This is a genomic window from Haloplanus rubicundus (genome assembly GCF_003342675.1).
In the GTDB taxonomy this organism is placed as follows: Archaea; Halobacteriota; Halobacteria; order Halobacteriales; family Haloferacaceae; genus Haloplanus; species Haloplanus rubicundus.
Map to the genome: position 1 here is coordinate 2,667,622 of NZ_CP031148.1, position 17,697 is coordinate 2,685,318.

Sequence of the window (17,697 nt, forward strand, 5' to 3'; positions counted from 1 at the left end):
CCGCCGCCCTCGCCGCTCCAGACGACGACCATCCCGTGGTCGGCGCCGAATCGTGGTGCGTGTTACCACGGCTTACGGCGGCGGCGTAGCCGACGACGCGCTCGGGTCCGAGACACCGATGAGACAATGACGAAGGAAACCCTCGAAGACCTCAGCCAGCATTACAAGGAATCGGTTCCGGCGGACCTCCGCGAAGCGAAGGCGTTCGACTGGTATCTGGACGAGGTGTACGACGATCCGCGGATCGCCCGAAACGCCCACCAGCGCGTCGCCGACATGTTCGACTACTACGGGACGGAGTACGACGAAGATGCCGGCGTCGTCGAGTACCTCATGGCCTCGGAGGACCCCTTACACGACGGGGAGAACACCTTCTACGGCCGCGAGGTTCACGAGTCGATCCACGAGTTCGTCAACAAGGTGAAAAGCGGCGCCCGGGGACTCGGGCCGGAGAAACGGATCAAACTCCTGCTCGGCCCCGTCGGCTCCGGGAAGTCACACTTCGACTGGATGGTCCGACGGTACTTCGAGGACTACACCATGCACGACGAGGGGCGGATGTACACCTTCCGGTGGACCAACCTCTGTGACATCGTCCGCGACCAGGACCCCGCGGACGACACGGTGGTCTCGCCGATGAATCAGGACCCCCTCGTCCTCCTCCCGCAGGAACAGCGCGACCGGGTGCTGGAGCGGCTGAACGCCGAGCTCGACGCGCCCTACACGATTCGCAGCGAGCAGTCGCTCGACCCCGCCAGCGAGTTCTACATGGACCGCCTGCTGGCCCACTACGACGACGACCTGAAGGCCGTTCTCGACAACCACGTCGAGATCGTCCGCCTCGTCGCGAGCGAGAACAAGCGCCAGTGCATCGAGACGTTCGAGCCGAAAGACAAGAAAAATCAGGACGAGACCGAACTGACGGGCGACGTCAACTACTCGAAAATCGCCATCTACGGCGAGAGCGATCCGAGAGCGTTCGACTACTCCGGCGCCTTCTGTAACGCCAACCGCGGCCTGTTCAGCGGGGAGGAGTTGCTGAAGCTCCAGCGGGAGTTCCTCTACGACTTCCTGCACGCCTCACAGGAGCAGACGATCAAGCCGAAGAACAACCCCCGCATCGACATCGACCAAGTGATCGTCGGCCGCACCAACATGCCCGAGTACCGGGACAAGAAGGGCGACGAGAAGATGGAGGCGTTCAACGACCGGACCAAACGCATCGACTTCCCGTACGTCCTCGAGTACAGCGAGGAGGCCGAAATCTACCGGAAGATGCTCCGGAACGCGGACGTCCCGGACATGCACATCGAACCCCACGCCATGGAGATGGCGGGGCTGTTCGGCGTCCTCACCCGCATCACGGAGCCGGACGGCGAGAACGTCACGCTCGTTCAGAAAGCCAAGTCCTACAACGGCGAAATCGACGAGGCCGACGACGTGGACGTGAAGAAGTTGCGCGAGGAGGGTGAACGAAACGCCGACATCGCGGAGGGGATGGACGGCGTCTCCGCGCGGTTCATCGGCGACGAAATCGCCGAAGCCATCATGGACGCCACCCACCGCGGCCGGGGGTATCTCTCCCCGCTCTCGGTGTTCACCCACTTCGAGCGCAACCTCGAGAACCACGGCTCCATCCCGGAGGAGAACATCGAGCGCTACCACCGCTATCTCGAACTCGTGCGCGAGGAGTACAAGGAACGCGCCATCGAGGACGTGCGCCACGCGCTGGCCTACGACGTGGACGAAATCCAGCGCCAGGGCGAGAAGTACATGGATCACGTGATGGCGTACATCGACGACGCCACCGTGACCGACGAACTCACCGGGCGGGAACAGGAGCCCGACGAGACGTTCCTGCGCTCCGTCGAGGAGAAGTTGGAGATTCCGAGCGACCGGAAAGACGACTTCCGACAGGAGGTGTCGAACTGGGTCAGCCGCCGCGCCCGCGAGGGCGAAGGGTTCGATCCGCAGGACAACGACCGCCTGCGCCGGGCGCTGGAGCGCAAACTCTGGGAGGACAAGAAACACAACATCAACTTCTCCGCGTTGGTGTCGGCGAACGAACTCGACGACGACGAGCGGAGCGCGTGGGTCGACGCGCTGATCGAACAGGGCTACTCCCGCGAGGGCGCCCAGGAAGTACTGGAGTTCGCCGGCGCGGAGGTCGCCAAGAGCGAACTGGAAGGCTAGGATGACGAACGACTACATCCGCGCCGGCGACGAGGAGCTCTCCGGCGCGTACGAGGAGCCGATGAGCCTCGAGGCGTACGTCGAGCGGGCGCTCTCCCGCCCCTCCATCGCCTCCCACGCCCCGAAGTATCTGCTCGAAGCCATCGAGTCGATGGGGACGCGAACCGTCATCGAGGAGGGCGAAGAGCGCGAGCGCTACCGCTTCTTCGACGACCCCGCTAACGACGGCGAACACGCCATCCTCGGCAACACGGCGGTGTTGAACGGCTTCGTCGACGACCTCCGGACCATCGCGGCGGACCGGGGCAAACGCGAGAAGATCATCTGGTTCGACGGCCCGACGGCAACGGGGAAATCGGAGCTCAAGCGCTGTCTCATCAACGGGCTCCGCGAATACTCGAAGACCGACGCGGGGCGGCGCTACACGGTGGAGTGGAACGTCGCCAGCGCCACCGAGGACCGCGGCCTGAGCTACGGCGACGAAATCGACCGCGAGGACGACTGGTACGAGAGCCCCGTCCAGTCCCACCCGCTCTCCGTGTTCCCCGAGGGTGTCCGGTCGACCATCCTCGCGGACCTCAACGAGGGGGGACACGTCCCGATCCGCGTCGAGGCCGGCCTCGACCCCTTCTGCCGCGAGGCCTACGACGTGCTCGAGGAGCGCTACCGGCGGGCCGGGGGGACCAATCTGTTCTCCTCGATCACCGACCCGCGCCACCTCCGGGTCAAAAACTACGTCGTCGACGTGGGGAGAGGCATCGGCGTCCTCCACTCGGAGGACGACGGCTCGCCCAAGGAGCGACTGGTCGGGTCGTGGATGCCGGGGATGCTCCGCGAACTCGACTCGCGGGGCCGAAAGAACCCGCAGGCGTTCTCCTACGACGGCGTGCTCTCGCAGGGCAACGGCCTGTTGACGATCGTCGAGGACGCCTCCCAGCACGCCGACCTGCTCCGCAAACTCCTGAACGTGCCCGACGAGGGGCGCGTCAAACTGGACAAGGGCATCGGGATGGATATCGATACGCAGCTCCTGATCATCTCGAACCCCGATCTGGACGTGGAGCTCGACCAGTACGCGGACCGCAACGGACGGGACCCGCTGAAGGCGCTGAAGCGCCGCCTCGACAAACACGAGTTCGGCTACCTGACCAACCTCTCCTTAGAGGCGGAGCTGATCCGCCGCGAACTGACGAGCGAGACGGCCGTCTGGGAGGCCGAGGGCTACGCCGACCTCGAAGCGCGGGTCCGAGAGGGGCTGACACTGTCGATGCGTGACGGCCGCGGCGGCGCCGTCGAGCGCGAACTCGCACCCCACACCGTCGAGGCGGCGGCGCTCTACAGCGTCGTCACCCGGCTCGACGGCGAGGACACGCCCGGCAGCCGTGGCCTCGTCGACAAGGCGCTCCTGTTCGATCAGGGCTACCTGCAGGAGGGCGACGAGCGCATCGACGCCGACGAGTTCGAGTTCGACGGCGACGACGGCAGCCACGGGATTCCCGTCACCTACACGCGCGACGTGATCGCCGACCTGCTCCAGACCGACGCCGACCGCCAGCATCCCGACCTGCCGGTCGAACGGGTCGTCATGCCCGACGACGTGCTGGACGCGATGGCCGGGGGGCTGTCGGACGCCCCCGTCTTCTCCCGTGCCGAGGCCGCGGAGTACGAGAACCGCCTCGCGGTCGTCAAGAGCCACGTCTACGACCGACAGGAGGCGGACGTGCTCGACGCGCTCCTGGCCGAGAAGGGCGTCGACGAGGACACCGTCGCGGAGTACGTCGAACACGTCTTCGCGTGGGCGAACGAGGATCAGGTCGACACCGACCGCGGTCCGGTCGACCCCGATCCGCTCCTGATGAAGGTGTTCGAGACGGAGCATCTGGGGCGGTTCGGCGAGGACGCCTACGCCGGGGCGGAGCCGGCCGACCGTGTCGAGGAGTTCCGCCGCGAGAAGGTCATCACGGCCATCAACCGCTACGCGTGGGAGAACCGCGACGAGGACTTCGCCATCGAGAACGTCGACGTGAGCGAGATTCCGGTCATCCGCGCGGTCCTCGACGCCCACGACTGGAGCGACGTGAAGCGGCTGTTCGAGGGGTTCGATCCGACACAGTGGACGGACCCGCCCTCGGATACGGAGACCGAGCGGTGTAAAGAGCGGACGATAGCGCACCTGCAGACGCAGGGCTACTCCCCGGCGTCGGCCGAACTGACCAGCCGCAAGGTGATGCGGGAGGTGAGCTACCGATGGGACTGAGAGAGGATCTGGATCGATTCCGTGAAGTCGGCGAGCGACGCCGCGAGGACCTGAAGGAGTTCATCCGCTACGGCGACCTGGGCGGGAGCGACCCGGACAGCATCAAGGTGCCGATCAAGGTGGTGGACCTGCCGGAGTTCGCCTACGACCCGCGTGACCGCGGCGGCGTCGGGCAGGGACAGGGCGGCACGCCCGACGTGGGGCAGCCGGTCGGCCAGCCCCAGCCAGGAGACGACGGCGACGAGGACGGCGAAGACGGCGAACCCGGCGACGAGGCCGGCGAGCACGAGTACTACGAGATGGACCCCGAGGAGTTCGCGGAGGAACTCGACGAGGAACTCGGTCTCGACCTGGAGCCGAAGGGGAAGGAAGTCGTCGAGGAGGTCGAAGGCGACTTCACCGAACTCACCCGCGCCGGCCCGAACAGCACGCTCGACTTCGAGCGCCTGTTCAAGCAGGGCCTGAAGCGCAAGCTTGCGATGGATTTCGACGAGGAGTTCGTCCGCGAGGCGATGCGCGTCGCGGACGCGACGCCGGACGACGTGTTCCGCTGGTGTCGCGGGGAGCACATCCTCGTCTCCCGGGTCTGGATCGAGGACCAGTGGGACGAGATTCCCGACGACGAGCGCGGCCGCTGGGCGAGCTTCGAGGAGATGGCCGAGAACGTCGAGCGGACGACGACGCTCGAACGCATCCGTCGCGAGGGGCTTCGCGAGGTGCCCCTCCGCCGCGAGGACGAGCGCTACCGTCATCCCGAGGTGATCGAGAAGACGGAGAAAAACGTCGTCGTCGTGAACATCCGGGACGTCTCCGGCAGCATGCGCGAGCAGAAGCGCGAACTCGTCGAGCGAACCTTTACCCCGCTCGACTGGTATCTCACCGGCAAGTACGACCGCGCGGAGTTCGTCTACATCGCCCACGACGCGGAGGCGTGGGAGGTGGAACGCGGGGACTTCTTCGGCATCCGCTCGGGCGGTGGCACCCGCATCTCCTCGGCGTACGAACTCGCCGCGGAGATTCTGGAGGAGCGGTATCCGTGGAGCGAGTGGAACCGCTACGTCTTCGCCGCGGGCGATTCGGAGAACTCGAGCAACGACACCCGCGAGAACGTGGTGCCGCTGATGCGGGAGATTCCGGCGAACCTCCACGCCTACGTGGAGACCCAGCCGGGCGGGACGGCGATCAACGCCACCCACGCCGAGGAGGTGGAACGGGCGTTCGACGAGGGAGAGGGCGTCGTCGTCGCCTACGTCTCCGATCCGGCGGACGTGACCGACGCCATCTACGAAATCTTGAGCACGGAGGACGAATCATGAGAGACGACCGTATCGACGCACGGCGGGAAGCGACGCGCCTCACCGAACCGGTCGAGGAGGCGGCGGCGTTGGCGAGAAAGCTGGGGCTCGACCCCTACCCGGTCAACTACTGGATCGTCGACCACGACGAGATGAACGAACTCATCGCCTACGGCGGGTTCCAGCGGCGCTACCCACACTGGCGGTGGGGGATGGCCTACGACCGCCAGCGCAAACAGGACCAGTTCGGCATGGGGAAGGCGTTCGAAATCGTCAACAACGACAACCCTTCCCACGCCTTCTTACAGGAGTCCAACTCGCTGGCCGACCAGAAGGCCGTCATCACCCACGTCGAGGCCCACGCGGACTTCTTCGCCAACAACGAGTGGTTCGGTCTCTTCGGCGACGGGGAGGGCGACGACCGCTCCGACCTGGACGCCGCAGCCATGCTCGAACGCCACGCCGAGACGATCAAGGGGTACGTCGAGGACCCCGACATCGACCGCGAGGACGTAGAGCGGTTCATCGACGCCGTCCTCTGTCTGGAGGACACCATCGATCAACACCGCGCGTTCGCCCGCGCAGGCGAGCGTCGCGAACGCGACGCCCCCGCGGACCTCCGCGAGCAACTGGACGAACTCGACGTGTCCGAGGACGTGCGCCGCCACGCCTTCGACGAGGAGTGGCTGGACGAACTCGCCGAAGCGGAGCAGGCGAAAGCACGACTGGAGGACCCCCACAACGACGTACTCGCCTTCCTCATGGAACACGGCCGGCAGTACGACGAGGAGTCGAGCAAGGCCGTCGAGTTCGAGCCGTGGCAGAAGGACGTGCTCGAAATCCTGCGTACCGAGGCCTACTACTTCGCCGGCCAGAAGATGACGAAGGTGCTCAACGAGGGGTGGGCGAGCTACTGGGAGTCGCTGATGATGGGCGACGAGAACTTCGCCGACGACGACGAGTTCGTCACCTACGCCGATCACATGGCCCGCGTCCTCGGCTCGCCCGGCCTCAACCCGTACAAACTCGGGATGGAGCTGTGGCAACACGTCGAGAACGTCACCAACCGCCGCGAAGTGGCCGACAAACTGCTCCGGGTGGAGGGGATCACCTGGCGGAACTTCCACGACGTGGTCGATTTCGACGAGGTGGCCGACCTGCTGGCCCCGGACCCAGCCATCGCGTCGATCACCGCCGAGACGCTCGCCGACCTCGATCCCGACGATCCGCGGGTCGACGCCGAGGCGCTCGCGGCGGCGCGTGACGGCGAAATAGACGTGGACCGCTACCCGTGGAAGGTGCTCACCACCGAGGGGCTGGCGGAGCGACACTTCTCGCTCTGTAAACCCCAGAACCGCGGCTTCCTCGGTCGCATCCGACGGTCGGAACTCGAACGGCTGGCGCGGTACATGTTCGACGACGCGAAGTACGACTCGGTCGCCGACGCCGTCGCCGACGTGGACTACGGCGCGGGCTGGCGGCGGATGCGCGAACTCCGGGAGAGCCACAACGACGTGACGTTCATCGACGCCTTCCTCTCCGAGGAGTTCGTGACCGAGAACAACTACTTCACCTACGAGTTCTCGCAGGCGACCGGCGACTTCCGGGTGGCCTCGGACGCGGCCGCCGACGTGAAAAAGAAGCTCCTGCTCCAGTTCACCAACTTCGGGAAGCCGACGGTCGCCGTCTACGACGGCAACTTCGGCAACCGCAGCGAACTCCTGCTGGGCCACCAGTACAACGGCATCAGCCTCGACGTCGAGCAGGCAAAGCGGGTGCTCGAACGCACCTACGACCTCTGGGGGCGGCCGGTCAACCTCATGACGGTCGTCAAGGAGTACGACGAACACGAGTTGGAGATCGCCAGACGGCGGAACCGCGAGCCGACGCCGACGGAGGTCGGCAAGCGCATCCGCTACGACGGGGAGCGCTTCGAGACCCACGACCTCGAATCCGACCTCGAGGAGCGAATCGCCGCCAACGACATCGACTACGACACGAAACCCGACGACTGGCTGACCTAGTCGTCGGGTCCCTCGATCGGCGCGTCGTCGCCGCCGATGTGGTTCCGACGGGCGCGGCGCGAGTGGATGCCCGCGAAGAGCGCGAACAGCCCGACGACCCCACCCGCGAGCAACAGATCCGGGAGCGCGGTGAACGGATACACGCCGAGCCACGCCGCGACGACGAACAGCGACGCGACGGCCGACAGCCCGAGATAGAAGTCACACCAGGGGATGTCGTGTTCGCCGACCAGTTCGAGATAGACGTCGAGATCGGTCGCCCGATCCGCGAGCGTGATCGTCCCCTCCGACCGGTCGTAGTCGACGATGCCCGCCTCGTCGAGTTTCGGAAGATGCGTCTGGTGAAGCGAGGTGTAGACTCGTTTGCGCTGTTTGTAGTCCAGATCCGCCACCTCGACGTCGTTTTCCCACGCGGCGATCCGTTCGGCGAGGTCCCGCAGGGAGACCGGTCCCGGATTTCGGTTGAGGTAGTAGAGGACACATCGCCGACGCTGGTTGCTCAGCATCGAGAATATCGTGTCTTTCGACAGCCGCCCTCGGGAACGACCGTGGGGTGATGATTGGTTGGACGACATTGGTTAGCCTGAGGTCGCACGACGGGTGTGACCGCGAGAGCGAGACACTCAGCCGAAACGATCCCCCCCTCGTGGCGACGGTGCGCCGGGTTCGAGGCGCCGACCGCGTTCACACATCTATCAGTCCGTTCGCATCATAAAGTCACGGTTTGTGATAGGAACGTGGGAGTCGGAGCGCGAACGCCGTCGCCATCTCGTCGGGAGGAATCACGCTCGGTCAGGGATTTGAACCACGGTCGCGGCGAAGCCGCTCCCTGATTCAAACTGTGCGCTTCGCTCGCTCACTAACGTTCGCTCGCTGTAGTGCTCGGTCAGGGATTTGAACCACGGTCGCGGCGAAGCCGCTCCCTGATTCAAACTGTGCGCTTCGCTCGCTCACTAACGTTCGCTCGCTGTAGTGCTCGGTCAGGGATTTGAACCACGGTCGCGGCGAAGCCGCTCCCTGATTCAAATCCCTTTCCTGCGCGTGCTTCTTCACTCACTCCGTTCGTTCAGAATCATGCTCGGTCAGGGATTTGAACCCTGGTCGTCGGCTCGAAAGGCCAACATGATTGGCCGGACTACACCAACCGAGCGTCGCAGTTTCGACGAGGAGTGGGCCATTGATAAATCCGTCTTTTTTCCTCGCGGCACGATCAGGAGACGTTCGTGAACTCGAAGCGGGCGCCCCCCGCCTCGCTCTCGGTGACCGTCACGGTCCAGCCGTGGGCCGTCGCGATGTCTTCGACGATGCCGAGTCCGATGCCCGTCCCGTCCTCGGCCGTCGTGTAGCCGAACTCGAGGACGTGTTCGCGTTCCGACTCGGGGATACCGACGCCGTCGTCCGCGACGTAGAAGCCGTCGGGGAGTGGGCCGACCGTGATCGAGAGGGTGGGCGCGTCGTCCGTGACGCCGTGTTCCACGCTATCGTCGGCCTCCGGCCGACTGTCAGTGGAGCCATGCTCCACACAATTCCGAAACAGGTTCTCGAACAACTGCTGGATGCGGGAGCGGTCGCCGCCGATTTCGGCGTCGATATCGACCGTCAGCGTGGCGTTCGCCGTCTCGACCTGCGACCAGGCGTCGGCCGCGACGGCGGCCACGTCGAGGTCGACGGGATCGTCGACGGTCCGACCGGCCCGCGCGAGCAACAGGAGGTCGTCGACGATGGCCCGCATCCGTTCGTGGGAGTCCGTGATGTGTGAGATTGCCTCGCTGTCACACTCCTCGTTCACCATCTCGAGCCACCCCTCGGCGACGTTGAGGGGGTTCCGAAGGTCGTGGGAGACGAGCGTCGCGAACTTCTCCAGTCGCTCGTTCTGGTGGCGGAGGCGGTCCTCGGTCAGTTCCCGTTCGAGTGCGACGCTCACCCATCGACCCATCAGGTCGACGAGCGTGACCTCCCAGTCCGAGAACGACTCGGTCCGTGCGTCCGTGTCGTAGAAGCAAAACGTCCCGTACACCTCGTCGTCGACGACGACCGGCGTGCCGAGATAGCAATTGATCCCAAGCTCCCGATTCCCGGCCCGCTCGGCGAGTTCGGAGGCTTCCTCGGCGAGGTTCGCGAGGACGAGCGTCTCCTCGGTGAGGACGACCCGCTCGCAGTTCGTCACCGACAGGTCGACGGTGTCACCCGCCGACAGGTCGCCGGGGGATCGAACCACCTCGAAGACGTACTCGTCGCCCCGGACGCGGGACAGCGTCCCGTGGGACGTATCGAGGACACGCTGGCCGATGCGCAGGAGGTCGTCGACCCGATCCTCGAAGGACGACTCCCGGGCGGCAATGGCCTCGTATATCTCGCGGAGGACCGTCTCACGGGTCACGATCCGGTCGTGACGGCGGCGGCGTTCGGTGATGTCGCGGAAGCAGACCGAGAGCCCCGTCTCGGAGGGATACGCCCGAACCTCCAACCACGCGTCGAGTGGCTCGTAGCGTGCGTCGAACGAGACTTGCTCCCCGGTCCGCATCGCCTCGCGATACTTCGACTCGAACGTCGTGCCGGTCGCCTCGGGGACGAGTTCCCAGAGGCTCCGCCCGCGGAGTTCGTCGACGGTGAACGACTCGCCGGCCGCGTCAGAGATGATGGCGCGAGCCGTCTCGTTCAGGTACGTGAACTGCCAGTCGGTGTCGAGACCGAAGACCCCGTCGGTCATCCGATCCAGAACCCGTTCGAGGGTCGCATCGGAGACGTGACCGTCGCGTTCGTCAGCCATGCTCCGTCACCGGGGACCAGTTCATCTTATAAAGGATGCACCACCCACGCTGAAAAGGTCACCGGTGGTCGGGACCGCGCATACTGTCGGCTGTACCTGTTTCGAGATAGCCGCCACTCCGGGGTGGCGGCTATCTCGATTGACGTACAGCCGGCAGTTTCAGGCCGAGGTGACCTCGAACGTCGTCGAGACGCGCTCGGACGTGCGATGCAGCTGGAGTTCGCCGATGGCGGCCGTCGCGGTCAGGTCCCCGAGGGGCCACTCGGCCGTCTCGAACGTCATGGCGTCCTCCCACGTGTAGAGACCCGGGGAGTCGACCCGCCGGTCGACGTCGCGGAACCGACGGACCACCAGGTCGTCGTCGTGGACGATATCGACGCCCTCCTTGAGGTTGATCGTCCCCTCCGGGATACGAATCCGGTATCGAAAGGCGACGACGGCGGGTTGCCCGCGCCGGACGCTCTCGATCCGGTTCGCGGTCAGATCACCCGCCTCCGACCACGTCGAGACGAGACCCACGTCGAGCAACTGCGGGAGATACCGCCGCTCCGGCGGCGTCCGCGTCGGCACCGGCGTGTCCGTGGGCGTCGGCGTGGGCGACGCGGTGAGCGTCGCCGTCGTCGTCGACGCCGCCGTCCCCTCGTCGATCGGGGGCGGCGACCCCGCCGAGCCACAGCCCGCGAGGCCGGAGAGGGCGGCCGCCGTGCCCGCCAGAAACGCGCGTCGATCCATGGCCTCCGGTGTGGGAGTCAGGGGCATAAGCGTTCGTCATATCGACCGGCCGGAGCGGACTTCGCGGGGGCTGAGGGGCGTGCAGGGGACCGGCATCGGCGGCGGGAGCGGTCGGTCGTGGGGTCGTGACGGCGGGCAGCGGCAGGGAGGGTTGGAAAACGAACTTTACGCTCGCGGCTCGCTACACGAACGTATGTATCGACGTCGCGTACTCTCGAGCGTCGGCCCCGTCCTCCTCGGCCCCACGGCCGGCTGTCTCGGCGGATCGAGCGGCAGCGACGCGCCCGGCACCGCGGGCCTGCCGACCCGCCTCTGGTTCGAACGCGTCGAACTGACCGAGTCCGAACGGAACGCCGTCGACCCCATCGTGTTCGCCGACCTGCCCGCCGCGGAACGGAAACTCGTCGCTACGGCGCTCGACGAGGGGGAGTACGTCGTCGAGAGCGAGGCGGCGCCGCCGGCGCTCGAAACGCTCCGCGACCGGATCGAACGTCGGACGGACGGCGGGCTGGAGGTGTACCTCCGACGCGATCGGACCTACTACCGCGTCGGATTCGCCGAGGGCGACCACATCGTCGCCCATCCGTCGCAGTGAGCGGCCTGTTCGTCGGCGACCCACCGCCGAAGCGTCGTTACGGCGCTTCCCAGCCCTCGTCGCGGTGCTCGTCCGCGACGATCTTGTCGCGGAACATGTCGATGATGCTCGTGAACTCCGTCATCTCCTGGTGCGGAACGTCCACGTAGTAGAGGGTGTTCCGTCCGTTCGGTCACAACCGTGGATGGGCAGTGTCGGATAGAAAGTGTTTTAGGAGTGATACTCTCTCAGGATTCGTCGCGGTGGTTCGCGAGTAGGACCGATTCGGGCATCCGCTTCGGTGTTATCTTTATAAATTCGTAGGTACAACGTATGTACAAGTGGATGGTAATGACGCGAAAAGTCAACTTCAGGCTGCCGGACGAACTGGTCGAGAAAGCGGACGTAGCGGCCGAAGTCTCGCACAAGAACCGCACAGAGATAATTAAAGAAGCGCTCCAGCAGTACCTCCAGGAAGTCGAAGACGACGAGAAGTTCAAAGAAGCGGTCGTCGAACTCTACCTCGACGACGAAATCGGATTCGAGACCTTGAAACAGTTCATCGGCCGGCAGGACGCCGAAAGCGTTCGGGCCTCCAAAGCACTACTCGTACAGGGCGAAGACTTGGCCGACGAACTCGCCGGACTCTGAGACTCGATGATCGTCGCCGACACCTCCGCACTCGTCTCCCTCACCGCAGCCGACACCCTTGATCTGCTTCTCGAAGAATTCGATGTCCACACCACTGAAACAGTGATCAAGGAACTGGAGGATCTAGCCAGCTACGGAGACAAAACAGCCGAACACGCACAGCAAGTCTTGGGCCGGAAAGAACGGACAACGATACGTGAAGTAGATACGCTCGAGTACCAGTCCTCGCGGGTCGATGAGGGAGAGGGTAGCTGCATACAACTTACGCGGGATATAGCGGCTGACTTCTTGATTACTGACGACCTTCGTGCCTTGCCAGAACTCCAGACCCTCACCGAAACACGGATCGCCATCTCACCCATCGTCCTCAAAGCCCTCGTCGAGCGCGGCGTCCTCGCGCGCGGAGAAGCGCTTGAGCGGCTGGACGACGCGGCCGAAGAACGGGACTGGTTGGAAGCACCGATCTATCGGCGGGCGAGGGGACTGTTCGACGAATAGGCGGGCTGGGATTTCGAACTACGGTCGTTTCGCCCTCAGTCGTTGAACTCCTGAAAACGCGCTGGCTGGGATCGTGAACCGAAATCAGACGTGCTCGCTCCCTGCGGTCGCTGCGCGCGACTGGTAGGGTTCAAATCAGGTGCGATTTCGCCTCGAAACGCGACTAGCTGGCTCACGGCTACGCCGTTCGCCGTTCCGAGATGCGCACTCCGTTCGCATCTCGCTTCGCTCGTCGGTTTGCTTCGGCAGAAATGCGCTGGCTGGGATTTGAACCACGGTCGCTCTGCTCGCTTCGCTCGCGACGCTCCCTGATTCAAATCCCGAGGGGACGATTTTCAGGATTCAGGACCGCTCGCTTCGCTCGCGGTCGTTAGAATCCTGAAAATGCGCTGGCTGGGATTTGAACCCAGGTTGTGACCATGGCAAGGTCACGTGATACCACTACACTACCAGCGCCCTTCGCATTCAGACCAAGCCGGGTGTGATTATTAAGGGTTCCGAAATCCGGCCCCGAACGGCCGGCGGCGTGGGGACGACTGCCGTGAGACGGCCCCCCACGAAACGGCGTTTTGCGGCGTGTCAGGCCCTCACAGGCGCCCGCGTGGTTTCGCTACCCTTTTACCGGAGGATACGGTACGGCTATCACAGTCTAGTGACGTGACGCGAAACGGCCCGGCATGACGTTCAGCGTGCTCGTGCCGTCTTCCCTCGTCCGGGAAGCCGAGGACAAACGCGAGGCAACTCGCAAACTCGGTTACGTCGCCCGCGCGGCGACGGTGTTTCGGACGGATCGGCTGATCGTCTTCCCCGACGGGGAAGGCGAGCGCCGATGGGGAGGCGGGTTCGTCGAGACGGTCCTGCGGTACGCCGCGACGCCCCCGTACCTCAAAACCGAGGTGTGGGGGACGCGGGACGAACTGGAGTACGCCGGCGTGTTGCCGCCCCTTCGCGTCTCGTCGCGGACCGGCTCCGGACCTGAGCGTCCGGGGTCGTTACAAGAGGGAATCGTGACCGAGGTCGGATCTGACGGCCGCGTCCGGGTCAATTGCGGACTGCAACACCCGATCTCCCTCCTCCTCCCCGACGGGATGGAGGTGTCCGAAGGAGAGCGCGTCGCCATCAGGATCTCTTCGAGAGAGCCGGTCCGCGCACGGATCGTCGACGAACCCTTGCCTGGGTTCGAGATCCAGCGTGCGGACCTGCCGGAAGTGCTGGCCCGGCCCGACGCCGGGGCTCGGATCGCCACGTCCGTTCACGGAACGGAACTGTCGGTCGGTCGCCTGACCGAACTGGTCGGGCGGATCGACGACGCGGGCGATCTGACGGTCGCCTTCGGGGCGCCCGGGCGCGGTCTTCCGGCCATCCTCGACGTGGCTGTCGAGGACGTAGCCGCCGCCGGCGGTGAGGGCGTCGAACCCGACGATCCGGGGTTCGACCTCTGGCTGAATACGATTCCGCGACAGGGAAGCGAGACGGTGCGAACCGAGGAAGCGATGTTCGCGTCGCTCGCGCCCCTGACACTCACGGAGTAAATCCATGCCACAACCAAGCAGACCACGAAAAGGCTCGATGGGCTTCGGCCCGCGCCAGCGCGCGGCTAGCGAAGTCCCGCGTATTCGCTCGTGGCCCGACGACGACGGCGCACCCGCGCTGCAGGGCTTCGCCGGCTACAAAGCCGGCATGACCCACGTCGTCATGGTCAACGACGAGGCCAACTCCCCCCGCGAAGGGATGGAGGAGTCGGTCCCGGTGACCGTCGTCGAGACGCCGCCGATGCGCGCCGTTGCCCTGCGAGCCTACGAAGACACGTCGTACGGACTGAAGCCGGCAACCGAAGTGTGGACCGACGAGTTCCACCCCGAACTCGACCGCACGCTCGACCTGCCGGCGGACAACAGCTTCGAGGCGGACGCCGACGCGCTCCGCGAGGCCGTCGAGAGCGGCGAGGTCGACGACCTGCGGATGATCACCCACACGGTGCCGAGCGAGTTGGCGAACGTCCCGAAGAAAAAGCCCGACGTGATGGAGACGCGCGTCGGCGGTGGCTCGCTCGACGAGCGCCTCGACTTCGCGCTCGACCTCCTCTCGGAGGGCGGGGAACACGCCATGTCGGACGTGTTCCGCGCGGGCGAGTACATGGACGCGAGCGGCATCACGAAAGGCAAGGGCACCCAGGGCCCCGTCAAGCGCTGGGGCGTCCAGAAGCGGAAGGGCAAGCACGCCCGGCAGGGCTGGCGGCGACGCATCGGGAACCTCGGGCCGTGGAACCCGTCCCGCGTGCGCTCGACCGTCCCCCAGCAGGGCCAGACGGGCTACCACCAGCGGACGGAGCTCAACAAGCGCCTCGTCGACATCGGTGAGGGCGACGAAGCGTCCGTCGACGGCGGCTTCGTCAACTACGGCGAGGTCGACGGGCCGTACGCGCTCGTCAAGGGCTCGCTGCCCGGGCCGGACCAGCGCCTCCTGCGCTTCCGTCCCGCCGTCCGACCGAACGACCAGCCGCGCCTCGACCCCGAGGTGCGCTACGTTTCCACCGCATCCAACCAGGGATAACCAATGCAAGCAACAGTACGCGATCTGAACGGCGAGGATGCGGGCACGGTGGACCTCCCCGAGGTCTTCGAGACGGCCTACCGGCCGGACCTCATCAAGCGTGCCGTCCTGGCCGCCCAGGCGAACCGAAAGCAGGCGTACGGTGCCGACCCCTACGCCGGGCTGCGAACCCCGGCGGAGTCCTTCGGCAGCGGTCGCGGGATGGCCCACGTGCCCCGAGAGAACGGGCAGGGCGCCCGCGTCCCCCAGACCGTCGGCGGGCGCAAGGCGCACCCGCCGAAGGCCGAGAAGGACCAAGGGAAAGGAATCAACGACAAGGAGCGAAAACTCGCGATCCGGTCGGCCATCGCGGCGACGACCGACGCCGAGCGCGTGGCCGAGCGCGGGCACGCGTTCGATTCGGATCTCGACCTGCCGCTCGTCGTCAGCGACGACTTCGAGGATCTGGTCAAGACCCGTGAGGTCGTCGACGTCCTCGAAGCGCTCGGCGTCCACGCGGACATCGAGCGCGCCGACGAGGGACGGACGATCAAGGCCGGGCAGGGCAAGGCCCGCGGCCGGAAGTACCGCGAGCCGAGTTCGATCCTGTTCGTGACGAGCGGGGAGCCGTCGAAGGCGGCACGCAACCTCGCTGGCGCGGACGTGACGACGGCCGCGGAGGTCAACGCCGAGGAACTGGCGCCCGGCACGCACGCCGGCCGCCTGACCGTCTGGACCGAGAGCGCCGTCGCGGAGGTGGCCGACCGATGAGCTCGATCATCGAGCATCCGCTGGTGACCGAGAAGGCGATGGACGAGATGGACTTCGACAACAAGCTCCAGTTCATCGTCGACATCGACGCCACCAAGCCGGAGATCACGGAGGCCATCGAGTCCCGCTACGACGTGACGATCACGAAGGTGAACACACAGATCACCGCCCGCGGCGAAAAGAAGGCGGTCGTCGCCCTGTCGGAGGACGACGACGCACAGGAAATCGCCTCGCGAATCGGGGTGTTCTAAGATGGGACGACGCATTCAGGGCCAGCGGCGTGGTCGCGGTGGGCCGACCTTCCGTGCCCCCAGCCACCGCTACAAGGCCGAACTCAGTCACAAGAAGGACGAAGAGCGCGATACGATCAGTGGCGAAATCGTCGACATCGAACACGACCCCGCCCGCTCGGCGCCCGTCGCCGCGGTGGAGTTCGAGGACGGGGACCAGCGGCTGGTCCTCGCCCCCGAGGGCGTGACCGTCGGCGAGACGATCCAGGTCGGCGTCTCCGCCGAGATCAAGCCGGGCAACACGCTCCCGCTGGCCGAGATTCCGGAAGGGGTCCCGGTCTGTAACGTCGAGAGCAGCCCCGGCGACGGCGGCAAGTTCGCCCGCGCCTCGGGGACGAGCGCACAGCTCATGACCCACGACAAGCGCGTGGCGGTCGTGAAGCTGCCGAGCGGTCAGGTCAAGCGCCTCAACCCGCAGTGTCGCGCCACCATCGGCGTGGTCGCGGGTGGCGGCCGGACCGAAAAGCCGTTCGTCAAGGCCGGCAACAAACATCACAAGATGAAGGCACGCGGCACGAAGTGGCCGCGGGTCCGCGGGGTCGCCATGAACGCCGTCGACCACCCGTTCGGTGGCGGCGGCCGCCAGCACCCCGGCAAGCCCAAGTCCGTCTCACGGAACGCCCCGCCGGGACGGAAGGTGGGTGACATCGCCTCGAAACGAACCGGACGCGGAGGGAACAAATAATGAGCTCCGAATACCGAACCGGCCGCGAGGGTGAGTTCACCTACCGCGGTCACACGCTCGACGAGCTGCAGTCCATGTCGCTCGACGAGGTTGCGGAACTGCTCCCCGCTCGAATGCGGCGAACCATCACCCGAGGGCTCTCGGTCGAACACGAGAAGCTGCTCGACAAAGCACGGGGGGCCGGCGAGGAGGAGACGGCGAACGACCCGATCCGCACGCACCTCCGTGACATGCCCATCGTGCCCGAGTTCGTGGGGCTGACCTTCTCGGTCTACAACGGCCAGGAGTTCCAGCGCGTCGAGGTCGAACCCGAGATGATCGGGCACTACCTCGGCGAGTTCCAGCTCACCCGAACCTCGGTCGAGCACGGCCAGGCCGGCATCGGCGCGACCCGGTCCTCGAAGTTCGTGCCACTCAAGTAACAC

The 17,697-nt window shown here is 65.7% G+C and carries 16 protein-coding genes and 2 tRNA genes; 13 read left to right on the forward strand and 5 right to left on the reverse strand.

The genetic code is table 11. From position 1 onward, the window contains the following. Nucleotides 1–126: 126 nt before the first annotated feature. From DU484_RS14790 to DU484_RS14805, 4 genes are read left to right on the forward strand one after another with little or no spacing between them, the layout of a single operon-like run. Entirely contained in the window at nucleotides 127–2,193 is a 2,067-nt protein-coding gene (locus DU484_RS14790) for a PrkA family serine protein kinase (protein WP_114586723.1), read from the forward strand. Between the two features lies 1 nt (nucleotide 2,194). Beyond that, on the forward strand, nucleotides 2,195–4,450 hold the full coding sequence (locus DU484_RS14795) for a PrkA family serine protein kinase (RefSeq protein WP_114586724.1): 2,256 nt from the start codon (nucleotides 2,195–2,197) through the stop codon (nucleotides 4,448–4,450). Further along, on the forward strand, nucleotides 4,441–5,766 hold the full coding sequence (locus DU484_RS14800; protein WP_114586725.1) for a YeaH/YhbH family protein: 1,326 nt from the start codon (nucleotides 4,441–4,443) through the stop codon (nucleotides 5,764–5,766). Before DU484_RS14795 ends, DU484_RS14800 begins: the two co-directional genes overlap by 10 nt. After that, nucleotides 5,763–7,769 (forward strand): SpoVR family protein, encoded by a 2,007-nt coding sequence (locus DU484_RS14805; RefSeq protein ID WP_114606325.1) that lies wholly within the window; start codon nucleotides 5,763–5,765, stop codon nucleotides 7,767–7,769. Before DU484_RS14800 ends, DU484_RS14805 begins: the two co-directional genes overlap by 4 nt. Here DU484_RS14805 and DU484_RS14810 read toward each other — a convergent pair. From DU484_RS14810 to DU484_RS19620, 4 genes are all read right to left on the reverse strand, one after another. After that, nucleotides 7,766–8,275, reverse strand: coding sequence for a DUF7344 domain-containing protein (locus DU484_RS14810; RefSeq protein WP_114586727.1), 510 nt, complete (start codon nucleotides 8,273–8,275; stop codon nucleotides 7,766–7,768). The two genes, DU484_RS14805 and DU484_RS14810, sit on opposite strands and share 4 nt — an antisense overlap. Nucleotides 8,276–8,844: 569 nt before the next feature. Beyond that, a tRNA-Glu gene (locus DU484_RS14815) sits at nucleotides 8,845–8,919 on the reverse strand. Between the two features lie 60 nt (nucleotides 8,920–8,979). Next, a complete protein-coding gene (locus tag DU484_RS14820; protein WP_114606326.1) occupies nucleotides 8,980–10,539 on the reverse strand; it encodes a sensor histidine kinase in 1,560 nt (519 codons plus the stop codon). 159 nt (nucleotides 10,540–10,698) lie between these two features. Beyond that, nucleotides 10,699–11,271 carry a hypothetical protein gene (locus tag DU484_RS19620; protein WP_157969372.1) on the reverse strand — a complete coding sequence of 191 codons (573 nt, stop codon included), beginning with the start codon at nucleotides 11,269–11,271 and terminating at the stop codon, nucleotides 10,699–10,701. 193 nt (nucleotides 11,272–11,464) lie between these two features. Between DU484_RS19620 and DU484_RS14835 the strand changes: the two genes are divergently transcribed. From DU484_RS14835 to DU484_RS14845, 3 genes are all read left to right on the forward strand, one after another. After that, nucleotides 11,465–11,866, forward strand: coding sequence for a hypothetical protein (locus DU484_RS14835; RefSeq protein ID WP_114586730.1), 402 nt, complete (start codon nucleotides 11,465–11,467; stop codon nucleotides 11,864–11,866). Nucleotides 11,867–12,178: 312 nt separating this feature from the next. After that, complete coding sequence (locus tag DU484_RS14840) at nucleotides 12,179–12,496, forward strand: ribbon-helix-helix domain-containing protein (RefSeq protein ID WP_114586731.1); 318 nt, start codon at nucleotides 12,179–12,181, stop codon at nucleotides 12,494–12,496. 6 nt (nucleotides 12,497–12,502) lie between these two features. Then, nucleotides 12,503–12,994, forward strand: a complete 492-nt coding sequence (locus DU484_RS14845) for a hypothetical protein (RefSeq protein ID WP_114586732.1) — start codon at nucleotides 12,503–12,505, stop codon at nucleotides 12,992–12,994. A gap of 385 nt (nucleotides 12,995–13,379) precedes the next feature. On the opposite strand, the gene DU484_RS14850 is transcribed toward DU484_RS14845, so the two are convergent. Further along, a tRNA-Gly gene (locus tag DU484_RS14850) sits at nucleotides 13,380–13,450 on the reverse strand. Between the two features lie 221 nt (nucleotides 13,451–13,671). Between DU484_RS14850 and DU484_RS14855 the strand changes: the two genes are divergently transcribed. The 6 genes from DU484_RS14855 to DU484_RS14880 are packed head-to-tail and all read left to right on the forward strand — an operon-like array spanning nucleotide 13,672 to nucleotide 17,694. Beyond that, nucleotides 13,672–14,526 carry a putative RNA uridine N3 methyltransferase gene (locus DU484_RS14855; RefSeq protein WP_114606327.1) on the forward strand — a complete coding sequence of 285 codons (855 nt, stop codon included), beginning with the start codon at nucleotides 13,672–13,674 and terminating at the stop codon, nucleotides 14,524–14,526. 4 nt (nucleotides 14,527–14,530) lie between these two features. Next, on the forward strand, nucleotides 14,531–15,547 hold the full coding sequence (locus DU484_RS14860) for a 50S ribosomal protein L3 (protein WP_114586734.1): 1,017 nt from the start codon (nucleotides 14,531–14,533) through the stop codon (nucleotides 15,545–15,547). A gap of 3 nt (nucleotides 15,548–15,550) precedes the next feature. Further along, nucleotides 15,551–16,297 carry a 50S ribosomal protein L4 gene (gene rpl4p / locus DU484_RS14865; RefSeq protein ID WP_114606328.1) on the forward strand — a complete coding sequence of 249 codons (747 nt, stop codon included), beginning with the start codon at nucleotides 15,551–15,553 and terminating at the stop codon, nucleotides 16,295–16,297. After that, nucleotides 16,294–16,548: a 50S ribosomal protein L23 gene (locus DU484_RS14870; RefSeq protein ID WP_114586736.1), complete on the forward strand. Its 255-nt coding sequence runs from the start codon at nucleotides 16,294–16,296 to the stop codon at nucleotides 16,546–16,548. Before rpl4p ends, DU484_RS14870 begins: the two co-directional genes overlap by 4 nt. A gap of 1 nt (nucleotide 16,549) precedes the next feature. Beyond that, nucleotides 16,550–17,272, forward strand: a complete 723-nt coding sequence (locus DU484_RS14875; protein WP_114606329.1) for a 50S ribosomal protein L2 — start codon at nucleotides 16,550–16,552, stop codon at nucleotides 17,270–17,272. Beyond that, the gene (locus DU484_RS14880; RefSeq protein ID WP_114586737.1) at nucleotides 17,272–17,694 is read left to right on the forward strand and encodes a 30S ribosomal protein S19; all 423 of its coding nucleotides are present in this window, start codon (nucleotides 17,272–17,274) and stop codon (nucleotides 17,692–17,694) included. The genes DU484_RS14875 and DU484_RS14880 overlap by 1 nt, the downstream gene beginning before the upstream one ends. The last annotated feature ends 3 nt before the right edge of the window (nucleotides 17,695–17,697 follow it).

What these genes read in the sequence shown, in the direction of transcription:
- DU484_RS14790 (WP_114586723.1), top strand. Translation starts at nt 127, where the DNA reads ATGACGAAGGAAACCCTCGAAGACCTCAGCCAGCATTACAAGGAATCG.
- DU484_RS14795 (WP_114586724.1), top strand. Translation starts at nt 2,195, where the DNA reads ATGACGAACGACTACATCCGCGCCGGCGACGAGGAGCTCTCCGGCGCG.
- DU484_RS14800 (WP_114586725.1), top strand. Translation starts at nt 4,441, where the DNA reads ATGGGACTGAGAGAGGATCTGGATCGATTCCGTGAAGTCGGCGAGCGA.
- DU484_RS14805 (WP_114606325.1), top strand. Translation starts at nt 5,763, where the DNA reads ATGAGAGACGACCGTATCGACGCACGGCGGGAAGCGACGCGCCTCACC.
- DU484_RS14810 (WP_114586727.1), bottom strand. Translation starts at nt 8,275, where the DNA reads ATGCTGAGCAACCAGCGTCGGCGATGTGTCCTCTACTACCTCAACCGA.
- DU484_RS14820 (WP_114606326.1), bottom strand. Translation starts at nt 10,539, where the DNA reads ATGGCTGACGAACGCGACGGTCACGTCTCCGATGCGACCCTCGAACGG.
- DU484_RS19620 (WP_157969372.1), bottom strand. Translation starts at nt 11,271, where the DNA reads ATGGATCGACGCGCGTTTCTGGCGGGCACGGCGGCCGCCCTCTCCGGC.
- DU484_RS14835 (WP_114586730.1), top strand. Translation starts at nt 11,465, where the DNA reads ATGTATCGACGTCGCGTACTCTCGAGCGTCGGCCCCGTCCTCCTCGGC.
- DU484_RS14840 (WP_114586731.1), top strand. Translation starts at nt 12,179, where the DNA reads ATGTACAAGTGGATGGTAATGACGCGAAAAGTCAACTTCAGGCTGCCG.
- DU484_RS14845 (WP_114586732.1), top strand. Translation starts at nt 12,503, where the DNA reads ATGATCGTCGCCGACACCTCCGCACTCGTCTCCCTCACCGCAGCCGAC.
- DU484_RS14855 (WP_114606327.1), top strand. Translation starts at nt 13,672, where the DNA reads ATGACGTTCAGCGTGCTCGTGCCGTCTTCCCTCGTCCGGGAAGCCGAG.
- DU484_RS14860 (WP_114586734.1), top strand. Translation starts at nt 14,531, where the DNA reads ATGCCACAACCAAGCAGACCACGAAAAGGCTCGATGGGCTTCGGCCCG.
- rpl4p (WP_114606328.1), top strand. Translation starts at nt 15,551, where the DNA reads ATGCAAGCAACAGTACGCGATCTGAACGGCGAGGATGCGGGCACGGTG.
- DU484_RS14870 (WP_114586736.1), top strand. Translation starts at nt 16,294, where the DNA reads ATGAGCTCGATCATCGAGCATCCGCTGGTGACCGAGAAGGCGATGGAC.
- DU484_RS14875 (WP_114606329.1), top strand. Translation starts at nt 16,550, where the DNA reads ATGGGACGACGCATTCAGGGCCAGCGGCGTGGTCGCGGTGGGCCGACC.
- DU484_RS14880 (WP_114586737.1), top strand. Translation starts at nt 17,272, where the DNA reads ATGAGCTCCGAATACCGAACCGGCCGCGAGGGTGAGTTCACCTACCGC.